Origin of the sequence: Prevotella pectinovora (assembly GCF_041323955.1) — a bacterium.
Taxonomy (GTDB): Bacteria; Bacteroidota; Bacteroidia; order Bacteroidales; family Bacteroidaceae; genus Prevotella; species Prevotella pectinovora.
In genome coordinates, this window is sequence record NZ_JBGLIV010000001.1 from 937,157 (window position 1) to 958,677 (window position 21,521).

At 43.1% G+C, this 21,521-nt stretch carries 15 protein-coding genes; 13 read left to right on the forward strand and 2 right to left on the reverse strand.

Features of this window, described 5'->3' with window-relative positions; all coding sequences use genetic code 11:
- Positions 1-248: 248 nt before the first annotated feature.
- The 4 genes from ileS (at position 249) to ACDC99_RS03740 (ending at position 5,936) form a co-directional block, all read left to right on the forward strand.
- Entirely contained in the window at positions 249-3,815 is a 3,567-nt protein-coding gene (ileS, locus tag ACDC99_RS03725; protein ID WP_370755870.1) for an isoleucine--tRNA ligase, read from the forward strand.
- 44 nt (positions 3,816-3,859) lie between these two features.
- The gene (locus tag ACDC99_RS03730; RefSeq protein ID WP_022317309.1) at positions 3,860-4,243 is read left to right on the forward strand and encodes a TraR/DksA family transcriptional regulator; all 384 of its coding nucleotides are present in this window, start codon (positions 3,860-3,862) and stop codon (positions 4,241-4,243) included.
- A 5-nt stretch (positions 4,244-4,248) separates the two neighbouring features.
- Complete coding sequence (locus ACDC99_RS03735; protein WP_370755872.1) at positions 4,249-4,905, forward strand: lipoprotein signal peptidase; 657 nt, start codon at positions 4,249-4,251, stop codon at positions 4,903-4,905.
- Between the two features lie 65 nt (positions 4,906-4,970).
- Positions 4,971-5,936, forward strand: coding sequence for a DUF4296 domain-containing protein (locus ACDC99_RS03740; RefSeq protein WP_370755874.1), 966 nt, complete (start codon positions 4,971-4,973; stop codon positions 5,934-5,936).
- Positions 5,937-6,291: 355 nt separating this feature from the next.
- On the opposite strand, the gene ACDC99_RS03745 is transcribed toward ACDC99_RS03740, so the two are convergent.
- On the reverse strand, positions 6,292-7,749 hold the full coding sequence (locus ACDC99_RS03745) for an aminoacyl-histidine dipeptidase (protein ID WP_044065923.1): 1,458 nt from the start codon (positions 7,747-7,749) through the stop codon (positions 6,292-6,294).
- 295 nt (positions 7,750-8,044) lie between these two features.
- Here ACDC99_RS03745 and ACDC99_RS03750 point away from each other — a divergent pair, with 295 nt between their 5' ends.
- The 5 genes from ACDC99_RS03750 (at position 8,045) to ACDC99_RS03770 (ending at position 15,502) form a co-directional block, all read left to right on the forward strand.
- Positions 8,045-8,635, forward strand: a complete 591-nt coding sequence (locus ACDC99_RS03750; RefSeq protein WP_042519431.1) for an OmpH/Skp family outer membrane protein — start codon at positions 8,045-8,047, stop codon at positions 8,633-8,635.
- Positions 8,636-9,036: 401 nt separating this feature from the next.
- The gene (locus tag ACDC99_RS03755; RefSeq protein ID WP_042519510.1) at positions 9,037-10,605 is read left to right on the forward strand and encodes an NAD(P)/FAD-dependent oxidoreductase; all 1,569 of its coding nucleotides are present in this window, start codon (positions 9,037-9,039) and stop codon (positions 10,603-10,605) included.
- 142 nt (positions 10,606-10,747) lie between these two features.
- Positions 10,748-13,210 (forward strand): phenylalanine--tRNA ligase subunit beta, encoded by a 2,463-nt coding sequence (gene pheT / locus ACDC99_RS03760; RefSeq protein ID WP_022317302.1) that lies wholly within the window; start codon positions 10,748-10,750, stop codon positions 13,208-13,210.
- 68 nt (positions 13,211-13,278) lie between these two features.
- Positions 13,279-14,010, forward strand: coding sequence for a YebC/PmpR family DNA-binding transcriptional regulator (locus ACDC99_RS03765; RefSeq protein ID WP_042519429.1), 732 nt, complete (start codon positions 13,279-13,281; stop codon positions 14,008-14,010).
- A 397-nt stretch (positions 14,011-14,407) separates the two neighbouring features.
- Complete coding sequence (locus ACDC99_RS03770; protein WP_288574504.1) at positions 14,408-15,502, forward strand: nucleotidyltransferase domain-containing protein; 1,095 nt, start codon at positions 14,408-14,410, stop codon at positions 15,500-15,502.
- Positions 15,503-15,792: 290 nt separating this feature from the next.
- On the opposite strand, the gene ACDC99_RS03775 is transcribed toward ACDC99_RS03770, so the two are convergent.
- Positions 15,793-16,431 (reverse strand): DUF3256 family protein, encoded by a 639-nt coding sequence (locus tag ACDC99_RS03775; RefSeq protein WP_370755877.1) that lies wholly within the window; start codon positions 16,429-16,431, stop codon positions 15,793-15,795.
- A gap of 561 nt (positions 16,432-16,992) precedes the next feature.
- On the opposite strand from ACDC99_RS03775, the gene ACDC99_RS03780 reads away from it, so the two are divergent.
- The 4 genes from ACDC99_RS03780 to ACDC99_RS03795 are packed head-to-tail and all read left to right on the forward strand — an operon-like array spanning position 16,993 to position 21,439.
- Entirely contained in the window at positions 16,993-17,676 is a 684-nt protein-coding gene (locus tag ACDC99_RS03780; RefSeq protein WP_022317296.1) for a cell division ATP-binding protein FtsE, read from the forward strand.
- 31 nt (positions 17,677-17,707) lie between these two features.
- Positions 17,708-19,024: an aspartate kinase gene (locus ACDC99_RS03785; protein WP_022317295.1), complete on the forward strand. Its 1,317-nt coding sequence runs from the start codon at positions 17,708-17,710 to the stop codon at positions 19,022-19,024.
- A gap of 45 nt (positions 19,025-19,069) precedes the next feature.
- A complete protein-coding gene (gene lysA, locus ACDC99_RS03790) occupies positions 19,070-20,239 on the forward strand; it encodes a diaminopimelate decarboxylase (RefSeq protein WP_044073181.1) in 1,170 nt (389 codons plus the stop codon).
- Positions 20,240-20,272: 33 nt separating this feature from the next.
- A complete protein-coding gene (locus tag ACDC99_RS03795) occupies positions 20,273-21,439 on the forward strand; it encodes a glycosyltransferase (RefSeq protein ID WP_370755880.1) in 1,167 nt (388 codons plus the stop codon).
- Positions 21,440-21,521: the final 82 nt, after the last annotated feature.

The window sequence follows — 21,521 nt, forward strand, 5'->3', positions numbered from 1 at the left end:
TGCAACATGTAATTCAGTGAATTTTTTGTATGTACTCCATATGTATTCCTTTTCTTTTGGAACATAACTTGTTTCCTTTGCATTGTCTTCATCCGTTCTTTGTTTTAAACGTGTAATAATAAATAGGAATGGAACGGCTTCTATTTGTCTAATGGCAAAGAATTTATAAAGTATTTTGCAGAAAAATATTTTTTGTGTATCTTTGCCGCTCGATAATAGAATGTAAAGAAACAAATACAAAAAAACATATGACCAAGAAATTTGCCGAGCATTCAGGCTTGGATCTGACAAAAGTAAACAATGAGATATTGGAAATGTGGAATAATAATGATATATTCCACAAGTCTATTGATGAGCGTGAGGGATGTCCACAGTTTGTGTTCTTCGAAGGTCCTCCTTCGGCAAATGGTCATCCAGGCATTCATCATGTGCTCGCCCGTTCAATCAAGGATACCTTCAACCGCTATAAGACGATGAAGGGAATGCAGGTACACCGCAAGGCTGGATGGGATACCCACGGACTGCCTGTTGAACTCGGAGTGGAAAAGGAACTTGGCATTACCAAAGCAGACATTGACAACAAAGAGTCAAGCAAATATATCTCTGTAGAGGATTACAACCACAAGTGTCGTGAGAACGTAATGAAGTTCACGGCCGAATGGAGAAAACTAACTGAGGAGATGGGATATTTCGTAGATCTTGACCATCCTTATATAACATACGAGAATAAATATATTGAAACCTTGTGGTGGCTTCTGAAGCAGTTGTACAGCAAGGATCTTCTGTATAAAGGATATACCATCCAGCCTTACAGTCCGGGTGCAGGAACGGGACTCAGTTCTCACGAGCTTAACCAGCCCGGATGTTACAGGGATGTGAAGGATACAACCTGTACTGCCCTCTTTGAGGTGCTTGACCCGAAAGAAGAATGGACGAAATGGGGCAAGCCATATTTCATGGCGTGGACGACAACTCCTTGGACCTTGCCTTCAAACACTGCTCTTTGTGTGGGTCCATCCATAAAATACCTTGCTGTACAGACATACAATGCTTACAATGACGAGCAGGTGACTGTCATAATCGCCGAACCGCTTCTGCATTCCTATTTTAAGGCAGAAGGAAGTGAGGCTCCGATGGATGACTATAAGCATGGCGACAAGGTTGTTCCTTATCGTGTCGTTGGCGAGTATATGGGTACTGAACTTGAGGGATTACATTACAAGCAGCTGATGCCATGGGTTAAGCCAACGGCTAAGGTTGATAAAAACTCTCCTGCATTCGTTGCCGAATATGCTTCGGCACATCCCGAAAAAGTCTTCGTCGCAGAGAATGGCAAGGATAGCTTTGTTGAAATGGAAGACAGCGCTTTCCGCATTATCCTTGGTGACTATGTCACTACGGAAGACGGTACAGGTATCGTGCACATCGCCCCAACATTTGGTGCAGATGACGCCAAGGTGGCTAAGGATGCTAGAATTCCATCCCTGTTCCTGATTAACAAGAAGGGTGAGACACGTCCTATGGTTGACCTGCAGGGTAAATATTACACGCTTGATGAACTTGACGCAAACTTCGTGAAAGATTGCGTGGATGAAGGAAAATACGGACATCATGCAGGTGATTTCGTAAAGAACGCCTATGCTCCAGAATTCAACGTGGACGGTAAATATGATGAGAAGGCTGCAGCAAAAGCTGAAGACCTGAATATCGTGTTGTGTATGGAGATGAAACTGGAGGGAAGCGTGTTCAAGATAGAAAAGCACGTGCACAATTATCCACACTGCTGGCGTACAGACAAACCTATCCTCTATTATCCGCTGGATAGTTGGTTCATACGTTCCACTGCAAAGAAGGAGCGTATGGCAGAACTCAACAAGACAATCAACTGGCAGCCAGAATCAACTGGAACAGGACGTTTTGGCAACTGGCTTGAGAATCTTAATGACTGGAACCTCTCTCGTTCACGCTTCTGGGGAACACCGCTTCCGATCTGGCGTGATGAAGATGGAGAGGAAATCTGTATCGGTTCGCTTCAGGAACTCTATGATGAGATAGAAAAGAGTGTAGAGGCGGGATATATGAAGTCAAATCCTTTGAAGGACAAAGGATTTGTTCCAGGTGACTATTCAAAGGAAAATTATGACAAGGTGGATCTCCATAGACCATACGTTGATAATATCGTTTTGGTAAGCCCTACAGGAAAGGCAATGAAGAGAGAAGCCGATCTTATTGATGTGTGGTTTGATTCAGGCTCTATGCCTTATGCGCAGATTCACTATCCGTTTGAGAACAAAGAACTGATAGACAAGCGTCTGGCTTTCCCTGCGGATTTCATCAACGAGGGAGTAGACCAGACACGTGGATGGTTCTTCACTCTGCATGCCATAGCAACTATGGTGTTCGACAGTGTCGCTTTCAAGAACGTCATCTCTACAGGACTCGTTCTTGATGCCAAGGGAGACAAAATGTCGAAGCACAAAGGAAATGTCGTTAACCCGTTCACGATGATTGACAAGTATGGTGCTGATCCGGTGCGTTTCTATATGATGACGAATTCAGAGCCATGGGACAACTTGAAATTTGACGAGAAGGGAGTAGACGAAGTTAGAAGAAAATTCTTCGGCACCCTATACAATACATATTCGTTCTTCAGTCTTTATGCTAATGTAGACGACTTTGACTACTCTCAGCCTGAAGTGCCTCTGAATGAGAGACCGGAGATTGACCGCTGGATTCTTTCCGCACTTCATTCATTGATAAAGGGTGTTGACAAAGAACTAGGCAATTATGACCCGACACGTGCGGGCAGACTGATTGACAATTTCGTAAACGATGACCTCAGCAACTGGTATGTACGTCTGAACCGTAAACGCTTCTGGGGCAAGGAGATGAGCAAGGACAAGTTGTCGGCTTACCAGACTCTCTATACATGTCTTGAGACTGTAGCCAAACTGTTGGCGCCTTTTGCTCCTTTCTACTCTGACCAACTCTATCTCGATCTGACCAAAGCAACGGGCAGAGGTGGAGAACAGTCTGTACATTTGGCTAAATACCCTGAGGCAGACGAGAGCTTCATCGATTCGGATCTGGAAATCCGTATGGGAATGGCACAGAAAATCACATCAATGGTGCTTGCTCTTCGTCGCAAAGTAAATATCAAGGTAAGGCAACCGCTTCAGGCTATCATGATTCCTGCAGTTGATGATGAACAAAAGAATCATATAGAGGCAGTCAAGGACTTGATAAAGAACGAGGTAAACGTCAAGGAATTGCGCTTCGTTGAAGGCTCTGGAGTATTGGTGAAGAAGGTGAAATGTAATTTCCGTACGATGGGAAAGAAGTTCGGAAAGCTCATGAAGGGTATTGCAGCAGCAATGGGTAATCTTTCTCAGGAAGAGATTTCACAACTTCAGACAACAGGTTCTTATGAGCTCGAGGTTGAAGGTCAGAAGGCTGTTGTTGAAGCAACTGACGTAGAGATAATCAGTGAGGATATCCCTGGATGGCTTGTCAGCAATGAAGGTAACCTTACTGTCGCTCTCGATGTCGAGCTTACAGACGAGCTGCTTAATGAGGGAATGGCACGTGAACTTATCAACCGTATCCAGAATATCCGTAAAGAGATAGGTCTGGAGATTACAGACCGTATTAACGTGACGCTTTCTCCAGATTCCAAAGTGGAAGCAGCACTGGCAGGATTTGCTGATTATATCAAGGCGCAGGTCCTCGCTGATAATGTATGTATTGCAGACAACGATGGAATAGCAGCTGAAATCGAAGATTTGAATATCAACATCAAAGTAGCTAAGGCGTAATGCCTTAGTTGCTTTATATGTCTAACTCTTAAGAAATCAATATTATGGCAACAGAAAAAACACGTTATAGCGATGAGGAACTTGAAGAGTTCCGTGAGATAATAAACTCAAAGTTGGCTCTCGCACGTCGCGATTATAGTCAAATGATGCGCTCTTTGATGAACGCTGATGGTAATGACGTTGACGACACCTCGCCTACATACAAAGTGTTGGAGGAGGGTAGTACGACGCAGTCAAAGGAAGAGATGATGCAGTTGGCTAGCCGTCAACAGAAATTCATACAGGGACTTGAAGCTGCATTGGTGCGTATTGAAAACAAGACTTATGGAATCGACCGTATTACCGGCGAGTTGATACCTAAGGAGCGCCTTCGCATCGTGCCTCACGCAACATTGAGCGTTGCATCGAAGAATGCAAGAAAGAAATAAAAACGATGGCATTTATTAAGGTAAACAAGAAAGGGCTTCTCGTAAGCGTCGTGATAATACTGGCACTCCTTATCGACCAGATCATAAAGATTGAGGTTAAGACAGGAATGCCGTTGGGGGGACAGATCCATATAACGGACTGGTTTTATATAAAGTTTATTGAGAACAACGGCATGGCATATGGCATGACGTTTATAAACAAGCCTGTTCTAAGCGTTTTCCGTATAGTTTTGATCAGTTTGCTTGGATGGTATATTTGCCGTCAGGTGAAAACTGGAGCACGTACGTTCTATATTATTGTCCTTGGCCTTGTTTTTGCAGGAGCTTTGGGCAATCTTATAGATTGTATGTTCTATGGTCTTGTATTCAGTGGCTCATCGCCTTATTTCACATCTTATCTCGTCCCGTTTGGAGAAGGCTATTCCGGCTTCCTTACAGGTAGGGTCGTGGATATGTTTTATTTTCCGTTGATAGTCACGACATGGCCTGAATGGGTGCCGGTTTGTGGAGGTGATGAATTCGTTTTTTTCAGTCCGATATTCAATTTCGCTGATAGTTGTATCAGTGTAGGTTTTGTACTTCTTGTGCTTTTCTGTCGTCAGGAACTTGCACAATTGTCTTCGGATTCAAAAAAGTCAACGCGAAGAGATGAGCCAGAGTGATTCTGCCCTTTTGATGGGCGACAATGGAATTTGGATTTTTTTAGGGTAAGGTTTTGAATAAACAAATGATGGAACGAGGTTTCTATTTTCTTACATTGCTGTTTCTGTCCTGCTCTTTGCTGTATTCGTGCAAGCCACAGGTTCCTGGCGAATATCTGCAACCTGACGAGATGGAAGATATCTTGTATGACTATCACATAGCTTTGGGTATGCTTGATGACAACTCTGATGACGGAATGAAGCGAACCATGTATGAGATGTCTGTATTGAGGGAACATGGAGTTTCACAAGCGTTGTTTGACTCTTCACTTGTTTATTATAGTCGTCATTCGGACAGATTTCAGAAGATTTACGAGAATCTGACAAAACGTCTTGGTGACGAGGCTGTAGCATTAGGTGCTTCGGCAAGTGATATAGGCAATTTTGGAGACAGTATGGAGAAAGGCGATACGGCAAATGTCTGGAAAGATGCCACGTCATTTATGTTGGCCACTCTTCCTCCCAACAATGTCAGATCCTTTACTTTGTCTGCAGATACCGCTTTCCACAATGGGGATAAAATCGTGTTGAGTTTTAAAACACAGTTCATCTTCCAGGATGGGTGTAAAGATGGCGTGGCTCTGTTGGCTGTAAGATTCTCCAACGACAGTGTTGCAACTCGTACTGTCCATCTCTCTGAGTCAACGAGCTATGATTTGGCGATATCTGATGATGCAAGGCTTGGTATAAAGAATGTAAGTGGCTTTATTACTTTGCAAGGTTCGGCAAACTCTTCTCAGACGACTTTGAAGCTGATGTTCGTTGAAAACGTTCGTTTGATAAGATGTCATGTAAACGGTATCCCATCTTCAGCTGCTTCTTCCGTAGATGTAATTGATTCTGTAAAGGCTGATGGGCTGAAACCCGTTACTGAACAGTCTCAACATCCGCAACCTGTCAAGCAGTCTCCTCAGCCTCTTAGGGAAATTGGCCCACAACCTGATAAGCTGATGAGGATGACGGATAATAAACTTTCTGACAAGATATCATGAGCAGGAGGGGATTCACACGTAGGATAGCATCTAATGGTGTTTCTTTAGATGGAAAGGAACTAGGGCGCTATGTTGTTGAGTTGCGGGATGATGAGGTGATTGATTATTATCCCTTATTGTCTGAGCTGCCTTTTACTGAATGGATACCCACGTCGGTAAAGTTGGTTAGAGAAAAGGGGCGCATTATATGGTTGGTGTAGTGATTTTCCGAATCTGCTTTTTGTCCTGTTTTCAATGATGCCTTTCCAGTTCGTGGTGTCATCGTTTTAATATGAAACAACAATAAAAGCTGAACTGCATTTTACATGTGCGGTTCAGCTTTTATTGTTGTTCTCTTTTCTAGAGTCTGATCTTGTTATTTCTTAGGCATGTTCTTTAGAATCTCTAACAGGTGATCCCAAACCATTTGTACGGTAGGAATGAGAAGACGCTCGTCTGGAGAGTGAACGCCACGGAGTGTAGGTCCGAAAGAAACCATATCCATCTGTGGATATTTCTCTGAGAAGAGACCACATTCCAGACCGGCGTGAATACCGATTACCAGTGGGTCTTTCTTGAAAAGTTTCTTGTATGTTTCAACAACTATCTTTGTCAGCTCGCTGTTTGGATTCATCTTCCATGCTGGGTAAGAGTCGTCAACAGTGACTTCAGCTCCTCCCAATATGAAAGCTGCCTTGACTGTGTTTGTCATATTCTGCAGGTTGCTCATCACGTTTGAGCGTTGTGAAGCTACTACAACGATTTCTGTATCCTTCGTTACAACACTTGCAACATTGTTGGATGTCTCCACCATCCATTCAAGTTCTTTGTCCTGGCACATTGCCAATACACCGTTATATACGGCTTGAAGGGCGTATATGAACTTTGTAGAGTTCTCTTTCGGTAAAACTCTTTCAGCCTCGCAACTCTCAAGGGCGGCGGTCATATTTGGTTCTGTTACGTGGAACTCATCCTCAAATCCTGCTACCATGATGTTCCAGTCAGCCTTTATGGTTTCCTTGTCTTTTGCAGGCACGGCGAACACTACCATTCCATCGCGGGGGATAGCGTTGTGCATGCGGCCGGCATTGAAGTTAGCCAAGCGGAGGTCTGTCTTCTCCTGCTCGGTGAAGAGGAAACGGGTAAGGAACTTGATGCAGTTTGCACGCTTCTTGTTGATGTCGTCACCGCTATGTCCGCCTACGAGTCCGTTGATGCTTGCCTTCATGAAGAAATAGTCAGCGGGAGCCTCTTCCTTGTTGAATTTGAAGGTTGCAGTAGTTGTCTGTCCACCGGCACAACTTATAAATATCTGTCCTTCGTCTTCGCTATCCAGATTGATAAGCATGTTGCCTTTCATGAATCCAGACTCCATTCCGTGAGCTCCGGTAAGTCCTGTTTCCTCGTCGCGTGTGAATACGCATTCAATAGGTCCGTGCTCTATCTCGTTGCTGTCGAGAATAGCCATTTCGATGGCACATCCGATACCGTCATCAGCTCCCAGAGTAGTTCCCTTTGCCTTCATCCATTCACCGTCAACATAAGTTTGGATAGCGTCTTTCGTGAAGTCGATATCGACGTCTACAAGTTTTTCGCAAACCATATCCATGTGGCTCTGCAGAATTACGGTCTTGCGGTCTTCGTATCCCTTGGTAGCAGGTTTCCTGATGATTACGTTGCCTGTCTTGTCTACCTGTGTGTCGAGGTTTCTGCTCTCTCCGAATTCTTTCAAGAATTCAATCATCTTCTCTTCGTGTTTAGAAGGGCGGGGAATTTGGTTGACCCTTGCAAATTGTTCAAAGACACAAGCTGGTTTTAATTCGCTGTTGTTCATAAATGTATATTTATTTAAAGTTTAAAGTTTGTAAGTTCAGAATCTTTGAATGATGAAAATATTGTTAGCAACGTCAATAAAATCAGTAGCTTGACCAAAATTCTTCATTCTTCATTCTTTATTTTTCATATAATATTCTATCTTTGCATGCAAATTTAGGCAAAAAGCTTGAAAACCGCTTATTGCGCATGTTAATATTTGCAATATATGCAATAATTAATGGAGAATCCGTTATATATGCGGTGTCTGATGGCAAATATAAATTGGTAATAACAAAAAACGGAATATTAATAAGATGAACAAGAAAATGGTTCGTGTAATGTCAGTTATGGCAATTGCTTTGCTGGCAATGGCTTCTTGCAACAAGGAAGCGCAAAAGGTTGATGAAAAGACTCAGGCTCATGCTACTCAGTCTGGCTCTGTAAAGATTGCTTATGTTGAGGTAGACTCAATCATGTCACAGTATAAATTCTGTAAGGAATATTCACTTATACTCCAGAAAAAGAGTCAGAATATAGAAAACACTCTGGCTGCTAAGCAGAATTCTTTGCAGGCTGCAGCTGCAAAGTTTCAGCAGGATGTACAGAACAACAAATATACTCAGCAACAGGCTGAGGCTGTCCAGGCAAATCTTCAAAAACAGGGTGCTGACTTGCAGGCTCTTCAGCAGAGACTAGGAGCAGAGTTCCAGAATGAGACCAATACATTCAACAAGGCATTGCGCGATAGCATACAGCATTATCTTGCTGCATACAATAAAGACAAGAAATATGGCTTGATATTGAGCAAGGCCGGTGATAATATTCTTTATGCTGACAAAGCATACGATATAACCAATGAGGTTATCGCGGGCTTGAATAAGGCTTATAAGCCAGCTAAGAAATAAATACGATGATAATAAAGGTTAAGGGACGATACCAAGGATTCGTTCCTTAATTTTTTATTTCGCTTTTCATCGTCGTTCTTGTCCTATGATATAGGTGTAGTTTTGCATTGATGAAATATGATTGACAGGCAGAAGGCATTGGTCTCTATATAGTTGAATGTATTTTAGATGCTTTAATGGGGTGTCTTCTTCTGTCGGAATAGGTGGGTATTAACACTGAGTTCTTATTGTGCTCATTGTTATTTTTGCTTGATTGTTGTTCTGTGTAACCTTTGTCTTGCATAAGAAACACTTGTTCGCATGTCTTCATGGCGTTGTTTCCGCATTGTCAAAGCAGTCTTTTGCCTTAATGGAGAATGGCGATTTCTTTTCAGGATGCTGATATCAATATAAATGATAATATGATAAAAGAGTTACATGTTAGAGTCGCTCCTCAGATTGCGGCTACAGAAAGTCTATTGAAGGATTATCTTGCTGAAGAACTGGCAATTGATACACGGACAATCACGTCAGTGCGAGTGCTCAGACGTAGTATTGATGCTAGGCAACGCAATATATTTGTGAATCTTAAAGTGAGGACATACATAAATGAACAACCGACAGACGAGGAGTACGTGCATACAGAATATAATGATGTGTCGGATGGCAACTGCGTCATTGTGGTAGGAGCCGGTCCGGGAGGTCTTTTTGCTGCCCTGAGGCTTGTGGAGAAAGGCTTTAGACCAATAGTCTTAGAGCGTGGCAAGAATGTGCGGGACAGAAAGAAAGACCTGTCGCTTATAACCAAGATGCAGAAAGTAGATCCAGAGAGCAATTATTGCTTTGGCGAGGGTGGAGCAGGGGCATATTCTGATGGAAAACTGTATACTCGAAGTAAGAAACGGGGCGACATAGAAAAAATACTCAATGTCTTCTGCCAGCACGGTGCATCTACATCAATTCTCTCAGACGCTCATCCGCATATAGGTACCGACAGGCTTCCGTCGGTCATAGAATCAATGCGCAATACTATAATCAGATGTGGTGGTGAAGTTCATTTCCAAACTAAGATGACTTCATTGTTAGTTGAAGGTGATGCGGTAATAGGCGTTGAATGCATAGACCTCCAGAATGGCATCCAGAAGGTTTTCCATGGACCGGTTATCCTTGCCACTGGCCATTCTGCCCGTGATGTGTATCGGTATCTTGGCTCGGCTGGCGTGGCGATAGAGGCAAAAGGCATTGCAGTCGGAGTTAGACTTGAACATCCTGCTGCGCTAATAGACCAGATTCAGTATCATAACAAGAAAGGACGTGGCAAGTATTTGCCTGCAGCAGAATATAGTTTTGTCACTCAGGTTGAGGGTAGGGGCGTTTATTCTTTCTGCATGTGTCCGGGTGGCTTTGTTATTCCTGCGGCTACTGACAAGGAGCAGATTGTTGTCAACGGCATGAGTCCCAGCAATAGAGGAACACAATGGTCTAACAGTGGTATGGTCGTAGAGGTTAGGCCGGAGGACATAGACGGAGAAGGGGATTTGAAAATGATGGCTTTTCAGGAAAAATTGGAACGTGATTGCTGGATAAACGGCAATATGCGGCAGACTGCTCCTGCACAAAGAATGGGAGATTTCGTGAAGTCGAAGCTTAGCTATGATTTGCCAAAGGCATCTTATGCTCCGGGATTGATTTCCAGTCCGTTGCATTTTTGGTTGCCCCCAATGATAAGCCATAGATTGCAGCAGGGGTTCGTGAAATTTGGCGGTATGAGTCGCGGTTTCTTGACAAACGACGCTGTGCTTATGGCGGTAGAAACAAGGACTTCCTCACCAGTACGGATATTGCGAGACAAAGAGACTCTCCAGCATGTTACTTTACATGGGCTCTTCCCGTGTGGCGAGGGTGCTGGTTATGCAGGCGGAATAGTCTCTGCAGGAGTAGATGGAGAGCGATGTGCCGATGCAGCAGCTGAATATGTAGCCAGACTTTAACTGCCTTTCATTCAGAAAGAGAATAGGCGTTTTAGAAGGTTACGTCAGGACATATTGTCATTTTTTAGGTAAAGGTTTGTTTAATAGCCTATTTTTTAGTACTTTTGTCCCGACTCAAACGAAATTGTAAAAATACATCATAATGAATATATCTTACAAATGGTTGAAGGAGTATGTTGATTTCAACCTTACTCCACAAGAAGTATGCGACGCTTTGACTTCTGAAGGTCTTGAAGTAGATTCTCTTGAGGAAGTGCAAAGTATACAAGGTGGTCTCAAAGGCCTGTTTGTAGGCAAGGTCCTTACTTGTGAGGCCCATCCCAATTCGGATCATTTACATGTTACAACTGTTGACTTAGGACATGAAACCCCTTCTCAGATAGTGTGCGGAGCGCCTAATGTTGCTGCTGGTCAGAAGGTTATTGTGGCAGATTTGGGTTGTGTGCTTTATGATGGCGATAAGGAATTCGTTATCAAGAAGTCTAAACTACGCGGAGTGGAAAGCTATGGTATGATATGTGCCGAAGATGAAATAGGCGTAGGTACAAGCCATGATGGTATCATCGTTTTGCCGGATACTGCTAAAGAGGGTACACCCGCTGCAGAATATTATAATCTGGAGAGTGACTGGTTGATAGAAATCGACATAACGGCCAATCGTGCGGATGCTCTTTCGCATTGGGGAGTGGCACGTGATCTCTATGCGTGGTTGAAACGTAATGGCTATGAGACAAGTCTCCATCGTCCGGGCTGCGATGCATTTGAAGTTGACAATGAATGTCTTCCGATTGATGTCGAAATTCAGTGTGCCGAGGCTTGTAAACGTTATGCTTGTGTTAGTCTGACAGGCTGTAAGGTTACCGAAAGTCCGGAATGGCTTCAGAAAAAACTCAACGTAATAGGCATTCGTCCGATAAACAACATAGTTGACATTACCAACTATGTGATGATGGCATATGGACAGCCACTGCATTGCTTTGATGCAGATATGGTGAAGAATCACAAGATAGTAGTTAAGACTATGCCAGAGGGAACGCCTTTCGTTACTCTTGATGGAGTGGAACATAAGCTCAGTGAGCGCGACCTTGCCATATGCAATGCTGAAGAACCGATGTGTATAGCTGGCGTTTTTGGTGGCAAGGGTAGTGGCACTTACGATACTACGGTGAATGTAGTGCTTGAGAGCGCATATTTCCATCCGACCTGGATACGTAAAAGTGCTCGTCGTCATGGATTGAGTACTGATGCATCTTTCCGTTTTGAGCGTGGTATAGATCCAAACGGAGTGATTTATGCTCTGAAGCAGGCAGCTCTGTTGTGTAAGGAACTTGCTGGTGCAAAGGTGTCTATGCAGATAAAGGATGTATATCCTGAACCGATACCCGATCCTGTGGTTGAATTAAAGTATGAATACGTTAATTCTCTTGTTGGTAAAGTCATTGGGGAAGACATGATAAAGAGCATTGTCGAATCTCTTGAGATGAAGGTGCTGGATGAGAATGCCGAAGGTCTGAAACTTCAGATACCAGCTTATCGTGTTGACGTGCAGCGTCCATGCGACGTGGTTGAGGATATCTTGAGGATTTATGGCTATAACAACGTAGAGATACCAACACAGCTGAAAAGCTCCTTGGTGATAAAAGGTGAGGAAGACTTGAAACATAAAGCTGAAAATCTTATAGGAGAGCAGCTGGTAGGATGTGGATTCAATGAGATATTGAACAACTCTCTTACAAAGGGTGACTACTACAAAGCTCTCAACCACTATCATGCAGATCATCTTGTTCGCATTATGAATCCGTTGAGTTCCGATCTTAATGTGATGCGTGAGACATTGTTGTTTGGCGGATTGGAGAGTCTTGAATATAATATAAAACGCAAGAATCCTAATCTTCGTTTCTTCGAGTTTGGCAATGTCTATGATTACAATGCAGAAAAGCATACAGTGGATAATCCACAGGCTGCTTACAAGGAGGAATATCATCTTGGCCTTTGGCTTACCGGTAAGAGGGTGAGTGGCAGTTGGGCTCATCCCGAAGAAGACACATCGTTCTATGAACTGAAAGCATATGTCGAGAATATCCTTCGTAGAGTAGGGTTGTCGTTTGCTGCTGTCGTGTTCAAGAAAAGCGACAATGATATTTTCTCGTCAGCAATCGCTATAGAGAACAGAGGAGGAAAACTCATTGCCGAAATGGGTGTTATAGCAAAGAAACACCTCAAAGAGTTTGATATTGAGTTGCCGGTATATTATGCAGAGATTAACTGGACTCTCCTTATGAAGGCAGTACGCAAGAATACTGTAAACTTCCATGAGATAAGCAAGTTCCCACCTGTAAGCCGTGACTTGGCGTTATTGGTAGACTCTAATGTAGAATTCGTTGAGATAGAAAAGATTGCCTACCAGTCTGAAAAGAAGTTGCTTAAAAAAGTAGAACTCTTCGATGTATATGAGGGAAAGAATCTTCCTGCTGGCAAGAAGAGTTACGCCGTTAACTTTATCCTTCAGGATGAGGAGAAGACACTTACGGAGAAGCATATCGAGGCAGTGATGACCAAATTGATTGCTAATCTGAAAAAGCAATTGAACGCTGAGCTGAGATGATGGTTTTTAATCACTGATGGTTTTTCAAAAAGATAACAATTTAAAAACATTATAAAACAATTACTCCAATGGGAAGAGCATTTGAATATCGCAAAGCGACTAAGATGAAGAGATGGGGACATATGGCCCGTACGTTTACAAAGATTGGCAAACAGATTGCCATTGCAGTCAAGGCTGGTGGTCCTGATCCTGAAAACAATCCTCACCTGAGAGCTATCATTCAGACTGCCAAGCGTGAGAACATGCCTAATGCTAACGTTGAGCGTGCGATAAAAAACGCAATGGGCAAAGACCAGAAGGATTTCAAGGAAGTAACCTACGAGGGATACGGACCTCATGGAGTGGCTATCTTCGTGGATGCCGCGACAGACAACACAACCCGTACTGTAGCCAACGTGCGTGCCGTATTCAACAAGTATGGTGGCAACTTGGGAACACAAGGTTCCTTGTCTTTCCTTTTTGATCAGAAGTGCGTGTTTACATTCAAGAAGCAGGCGGATCTTGATATGGACGAACTCATCCTTGAATTCATTGACTATGGTGTTGAAGAGGAATATGATTTCGATGAAGAGACCAACGAGGTTACTATATATGGTGACCCTAAGAGCTTTAGCGATCTGCAGAAGCATCTTGAAGCCAATGGTATCGAGATTACTGGTGCTGAGTTCACTCGTATTCCAACGGATCTAAAGGATGTTACTCCTGAACAACGTGAGGTAATCGACAAAATGGTTGATATCCTTGAGGATGATGACGACGTTCAGAACGTTTATACTAACATGAAACCGGCTGAGGAATAATACTATACATTTATTCTAAGGTACTTTTGGTTAATATAGAATGAATGTCATATACTATTTAGGGCAGTTTCTGAAATTTTTTTATTATCGAAACTGCCCTAAAATGTTATTATACATTTAATGTAGAAATTGAATGCGTATATCTAATTGTTGGGTTTGTTAACCCAAATCGGTCATTAGTGCTTGCTTGGATTTTGATTTTTTAGAAGAGTGGATTTTGTTTGGCTTTTAATGAGTAATACGAGCTGTTGCGAATTAAAAACAGACAAAAGGCATCTTATAAAAACAAATGACAGCAAGAAGTCATTAAATAATTCAATAAACGGCCTAATGACCGTTTGGGGGTAAATACCATGGATTTTTATACGACAAAATGAATTGTTTCTTCAATTAATTAATGGAAAGTTCAGAGAAATATTTCTTCGAGTTGATACAGATGGGGCTCTTTCATAGGTTCGTCTTATCAGGAACACCTAATGCGGATGAGTGGGCGAAAGTTTACGATATTGCCAATAATCAGACTTTGTTAGGAGTTTTGTTTCCTGTCATTGAGAGATTACCTCAAGAGCAACGTCCTCCACGTGATATTTTGTTTTCATGGTATGCATCATCCTGTAAAATTCGTGAAATGAACAAGCAGCTCAACACACAGGTAGTTTCTCTCTATAGGGGGCTTTCTTTGAAGGGCGTGAAAAGTTCTGTGCTAAAAGGACAGGGTGTGGCATTGTATTATCCAGATCCAATGTTGCGCAATCCTGGAGATATTGATATATGGCTGACTGGGGGAAGAAAGCGTATTGTATCCCTTTTGAAGAAATTGGATGTGGATATTGGTGAAATAGTGTATCACCACGTGGATGCATTTTTTTTTACTGATACAGACGTAGAGGTTCACTTTCGTCCTACATGGCTCTGGAATCCGATTCATAACATCCGATTGCAGAATTGGTTTGATAAGGTTGCACCATATCAGATGGCAAATAGTGTGATGATTTCAGAAGGAGGGGAGAGGATTGCTTGCCCGACGAGAGATTTCAATGCCGTCTTTCTTCTAATACATATTTACAGACATTTCTTTGACGAGGGGATAGGTCTTCGGCAGTTGATGGATTATTATTACTGTATTATAAGAGATGGTGACAATCGATATGTTGTCAATCTTCTGAAGCGGTTTGGGCTTTTGCGTTTTGCTTCAGCGTTGATGTTTGTCCTTCATGTCGTGTTCGGATTGCCTGAGGAAAAGTTTTTGGTCAACCCAAATGCTGAATATGGTGAACTACTTTTGAACGAGATTATGCAAGCGGGTAATTTCGGACATTTTGATGTCCGTATGTCACGAGATTGTGAAGTTGGCAGTATTGCCAACCTGAAGCGAAAACATAGTCGAAATGTTCAAATTCGACGATTGTCGCCAGATGAAGTATTTTGGGAAGTGCCTTTCAAATTATGGCATTATCTTTGGCGTCTCGTCGTTAACAGAAAAAGGCCATAGATATACTGCTGGGTTCATTGGCGAGTTTTTTCCAGACTTCGTTGCTCAAAAAAACATTTTGACTTGGTTCGGACGGTAAGAGCCGTCCATCAAGGAACGGATGAGCATGTGCTTATTGGTCAAGAGCCATGGGAGCAGCAGCTTACAATAAAACAAAAAAATTGATTGTCTCACGACAACCAATCTTTTATTAACCTTAATAATCTAATACCATGAAAAACACGTTGCAAATATAGTTGATTATATAGTGAAATGCAACAGTTTCAATAAAAAGATTGTCTGAATAAACATTATTTAAAACAACATCCATTCCATTTAAGACATCTTTGCATTTTAAAGTCTGGTAAATCCACATCTGTGGAAATTTTAAGTGGAACGTATGTGTTAAATGTCAATTCGCCATTTTCTTTATCCGAAAGAGAAACGACAATCATTATCGGGTCTAATACTGCAGGTTCTTTCTTCCCGGTTTCTTTTTTCAGGGAATCAATTACTTGACTGTAAAAATCATCTCTTGCAGATATTACTACGTTTTTCTCTGTATCAACTGGGGTCCAGTCAATGGTGTAAAAGTCCACATCGCTTTCAGCTGCGGGATTGCCGTAATACCTGTTCATGCATATCAGATCTGTGCCGGTGTCTTTTTTCAGAAGCAGTAACTGTACACCTGATTTCTCTGATAGTCTGACATCAATGAATTTGTCATTAAGAGATACCAATTTAAGTTCGCCCCCTAAAAGGTTCTTGATTCCTTCTTTATTTTCATCAACATTGTCATTGTCAACAATGTCGCTTCGGATACTGCTGTTCATTATTGGCAAAATAGAATCCGGCATTTCTTTCCAAACGTCCTTCATCGTTTTCTGTGCATAAATCCCTTGTCCTGAGAGTATTATTAATGATGTTGCTATAATCTTTAGAATGTTCATCTGCTAGAATTTAATTATGTTTATTTGTTTGAATACAAAATTATAAAAAAAACATTTATCTGGAAATTATATTGGCAATTATCCCCAATAATTATCGTTAAAATCATGATCGAGATTTAACGTGTAGTGTTTTATGCCCATGCCGGCTGTTTATTCCAAATCGAAGATGGATTGATGTCAGGGCATATTCCGACCTTAGCGAGGAACAGACAATAATCTGGTGTCGACAAGAGCTGATTATGTTGTCGGGGAGAAATAAATATATAGTAAACACGATAAAAATCTATTTTTATCATATCGTTTAATTTAGTGTCATTAAAAAATAGTATATTTGCATTAATTTTCATGTCAACAAGGCGTTTTCCGCTGATATTTATACATCGAGACGCTAAAAACATAATTAATTATTGTCAATAGAGACCTTTGAGAATATGTATTCCATATAGTTTCTTGAAAGTCCTTTGTATATTTGACATCTTTAATGTATGTGTTGTTTGATATGTTGATCATTCAAGATAAACAGGGAAATTGAAGTTAAAAAAATAATTAGAACAATATATAATGTTAGTTGATTTCAAGAATGTGAATATTTGCCAAGAATCCAAATGCGTTTTGGAGAATGTCAACTTCCATGTTGACGAAGGTGAATTCATATATATAATAGGTAAGGTCGGAGCAGGAAAGAGCAGTCTGCTCAAGACTATGTATTGTGAACTTGACATTGAAAGCGCAGATTGTGCCAATGTTCTTGACCACAATCTTTTGACAATAAAGCGCAGGCAGATACCACAGCTGAGGAAAGGGATAGGAATCATTTTCCAGGATTTCCAGCTTCTTCACGACAGGACAGTTTATGATAATCTCAGATTCGTTTTGCGCGCCACAGGTTGGCGTGACAAGGCTTCTGTAGATGACCGGATAAACGAAGTGCTTGATGCAGTGGGGATGAGTGACGCTATAAACAAGATGCCTCACCAACTGTCTGGCGGTGAGCAGCAGCGAATAGCTATATCACGGGCTTTGCTCAATACTCCAAAGATAATCATAGCTGATGAGCCTACAGGAAATCTTGATGTGGAGACGGCCTCTAATATCGTGTCCCTGTTGAAATCCATAAGCCAGAAAGGCACAGCAGTCATTATGTCAACCCACAACATCCCGATGATTGACAAATATCCCGGAATCGTATACAGTTGCCAGAACGGCACATTAGAGGAACAAGACATTGACAAGATGTCGATGTAGGAAATACACGCGAACACTAAAAGATATAATTATGAAAGTAATGAAATTCGGAGGCACATCTGTTGGTTCTCCAGAGAGGATGAAAAGTGTCTCAAAATTGATAACTAGCAGTGGTGAACCTGTTGTCATCGTGTTGTCAGCGATGTCGGGTACCACAAACTCATTGGTTGAGATATCCAATTATCTGTACAGGAAGAATCCGGAAGGCGCCAACGAAGTGATAAACCGCCTTGAACAGAAATACATGTCACACGTAGAAGATTTGTATTCTACAGAAAAATGGAAAAAGGAAACGCGTAGTTTTCTCCGTGAGGAATTCAATTATCTACGTTCGTTCACAAAAGACCTCTTCACTAGTTTTGAGGAGAAGAGCATAGTGGCACAGGGTGAGATCATGAGTACGAACATGGTCGTGAACTACCTGAAAGAATGCGGAGTCGATGCAGAGTTGTTGTCGGCACTTGATTTCATGCGCACAGACAAGAACGGCGAACCTGACACATCGTATATCAAGGAGAAATTGACCGCTTTGCTTGAGGAAGTCAAAGGAAAGCAAATCTATATAACACAAGGTTTCATATGCCGTAATGCCTATGGCGAGATAGACAACTTGCAGAGAGGCGGCAGCGACTACACCGCTTCGCTTATCGGAGCTGCGATAAACGCCGAAGAGATACAGATATGGACAGACATTGACGGAATGCACAACAACGACCCACGCATCGTTGACGGTACAGAAGCCGTAAGGCAGCTTCACTTTGAGGAGGCAGCAGAGCTTGCCTATTTCGGTGCCAAGATCCTGCATCCTACTTGCATCCAGCCTGCAAAATATGCCGGCATCCCCGTACGCCTTCTGAACACGATGGAACCGGAAGCTCAAGGCACTATCATAGATAATGTCACTTTGAGGGGGAAAATCAAGGCAGTAGCTGCAAAAGACAATATCACGGCTATCAAGATAAAGAGCAGCCGCATGCTTCTGGCTACTGGCTTCTTGAGAAAAGTCTTTGAGATTTTCGAGAGCTACCAGACGGCAATCGACATGGTGGCAACCAGCGAGGTCGGCGTTTCGATGAGTATAGACAACGACACCCATCTGGCTGAAATAGTGGATGAATTGAAGAAGTATGGCACTGTGACCGTAGACACCGACATGTGCATTGTCTGCGTTGTCGGAGATCTTGACTGGAGCAATGTAGGCTTTGAGACGCTCGCCACGGATGCATTGAAGAACATCCCCGTGAGAATGATTTCATATGGCGGCAGCAATTACAACATTTCATTTCTCATCCGGGAAAGCGACAAGAAGGCTGCGCTCCAGAGCTTGAGCGACACTCTCTTCAAATAAAGAAAAGCAATAAACGACACACAACAACGACACACAACACGAAGAATGAAAGGAATATTCCCCGTTGACAAGTTCATGGAAATCGAAACTCCGTTTTATTTCTATGACACGTCCCTCTTGAGCAAGACTTTAGAGGAGATAAACAGAGAGGCAGGCAGACACGATAATTTCCGTGTCCATTATGCAGTCAAGGCAAATGCCAACCCCAAGATACTGAATGTAATCCGCCATTACGGACTTGGCGCCGACTGCGTGAGTGGAGGTGAGATAAAGGCGGCCCTGCGTAGTGGTTTTCCGCATGACAGGATAGTCTTTGCCGGTGTAGGCAAAAGCGATTGGGAAATAGCGCTTGGCATAGACAACGACATACAATGTTTCAATGTCGAAAGCATCCCTGAGCTTGAGGTGATTGATGAAATCGCCAGGGCGAAGGGCAAAATCGCGAATGTGGCATTCAGGATAAACCCTGATGTAGGTGCCCATACCCATGCTAACATAACCACAGGTCTGGCAGAGAACAAGTTCGGAATACCTATGGAGGAGATGGAACCGGTAATCCGTCTTGCAGTCAACATGAAGAACGTGAAGTTCAGAGGATTGCATTTCCATATAGGTTCACAGATTCTCGACATGGGCGACTTTGAGGCGTTGTGCAATCGCATCAACGACCTCCAGCAACAGCTTGAGCGCCATCATATTATAGTTGAGTCATTGAATGTAGGCGGAGGTCTCGGAATTGACTATCATGAGCCTGACAGAGCCTCTGTTCCCGACTTCAAGGGGTATTTCAACACGTATGCCAGATTCCTGAAGCTTCGTCCTCATCAGACTTTGCATTTCGAGCTTGGGCGTGCTGTAGTAGGTCAATGTGGGTCGTTGATTACCAGAGTGTTGTATGTCAAGGATGGAGTTTCCAAGAAGTTCCTTATCCTTGATGCCGGAATGACAGATCTGATAAGACCGGCTTTGTATCAGGCCTATCATAAGATAGAGAACATTTCAAGCGACGGGCCTATGGAGACCTACGATGTGGTCGGACCGATCTGCGAGTCGAGCGACGTGTTTGCAAAGGCGGCAGACTTGAATTGTAGTAGGAGAGGGGATTTTATAGCCATCCGGTCGGCAGGTGCCTATGGAGAGATTATGGCTTCACAGTACAACTGCAGGAAGTTGCCTGACGGTTACGTGTCTGAGGAGCTGAATATAGATTATTAACTTAAAACTTGGTTATAAGGAAGGCAGTATAAAATGTTAGTAGTTGATGATAAGACAATGGTGTTAGGAGGCGTTGCAATATTGCTTGCGCTTTTGTCTCCAATCGTAAACGCGTTGATTCTGAAATTGAAGGTAGGGAAGTCAGACATTGACGGCTCCTCATTGCCTGTCAACGATGTTTCATTGCCCGGCATTTCAGTAGTCATGACTGTTGATGACGAGGGTGAAGACCTCAAGAAGAATCTGCCACAATGGCTTGACCAGTCGTATGGCGGCAGATATCAGGTCATTGTAGTCGTTTCGGGCAACGACCCTCAGGTTGAGTCAATCCTCAAGCGATATTCGGGTTCCCCGTCGCTATACACCACTTTCATCCCGTCTTCGTCCCGCTATATGAGCAGGAAGAAGCTTGCCGTGACCATTGGCGTGAAGGCAGCCAGATACGACTGGGTGCTCTTGACGGATGTGGATTGCTATCCGGAGAAAGCCACATTCCTTGACTCCATATCCCGCAGGTCCATATCCGGCGATTGCCAGATGGTGTTGGGCTACAGCAATTTCAGCTCCGACGCCCCGTCAGCCCGTCTCTTCGACAACACCTACAGTCTCTATCGCCAGTTGGCCCTGTCGCAAAGAGGCAGGACAGCAGGCTATTCCGGCAAAGTAGTACTGTTCAGAAAATCCATGTTCATCGAGGGCAAGGGCTATGACGGGAATCTGAAATACACGAGAGGCGAGTTTGAATTCCTGGCAAACAAATTCTCCACGGAATCCAACACGCTGGTCTTTGCATCCCCCGAAGCTATGGTGATAGAAGACACCCCGTCTCACAAGGGTTGGACAAACAAGTGTCTCAACTATCTTGCAATACGCAAGACGCTTCGCAACTCCAGACTCCCGAGGTTCACATTCAATCTTGGCATAGTTTCCATGCTGTCGGCCAACATCCTGCTTACCGCCCTGATAGCCTGTTCAGCCATCGCCCGGATGTGGATACTCTGCGGCTGTGCGGTCTTTGCGTTGCTCCTGTCGTTCGTTCTGCGCACGGTGATTCTGTCCGTCCGCCTGCGCCCGTATCTTCACGGAATGTCGTTCGTCAAATTATGGTGGTTGGAACAGACGCTACCTTTCAGAAACTGCATGAGACTGCTGAAATATCGTTTCGCCGACAAATATGACTTCATAAGCCACAAGCTTTAAGCCCCTCGCCCAAACGGCCATCAATCAGCTTGTAAAAAAGCAAAGGCTGCAAGCAGTCATAAAATGTAACATCAATGATGAG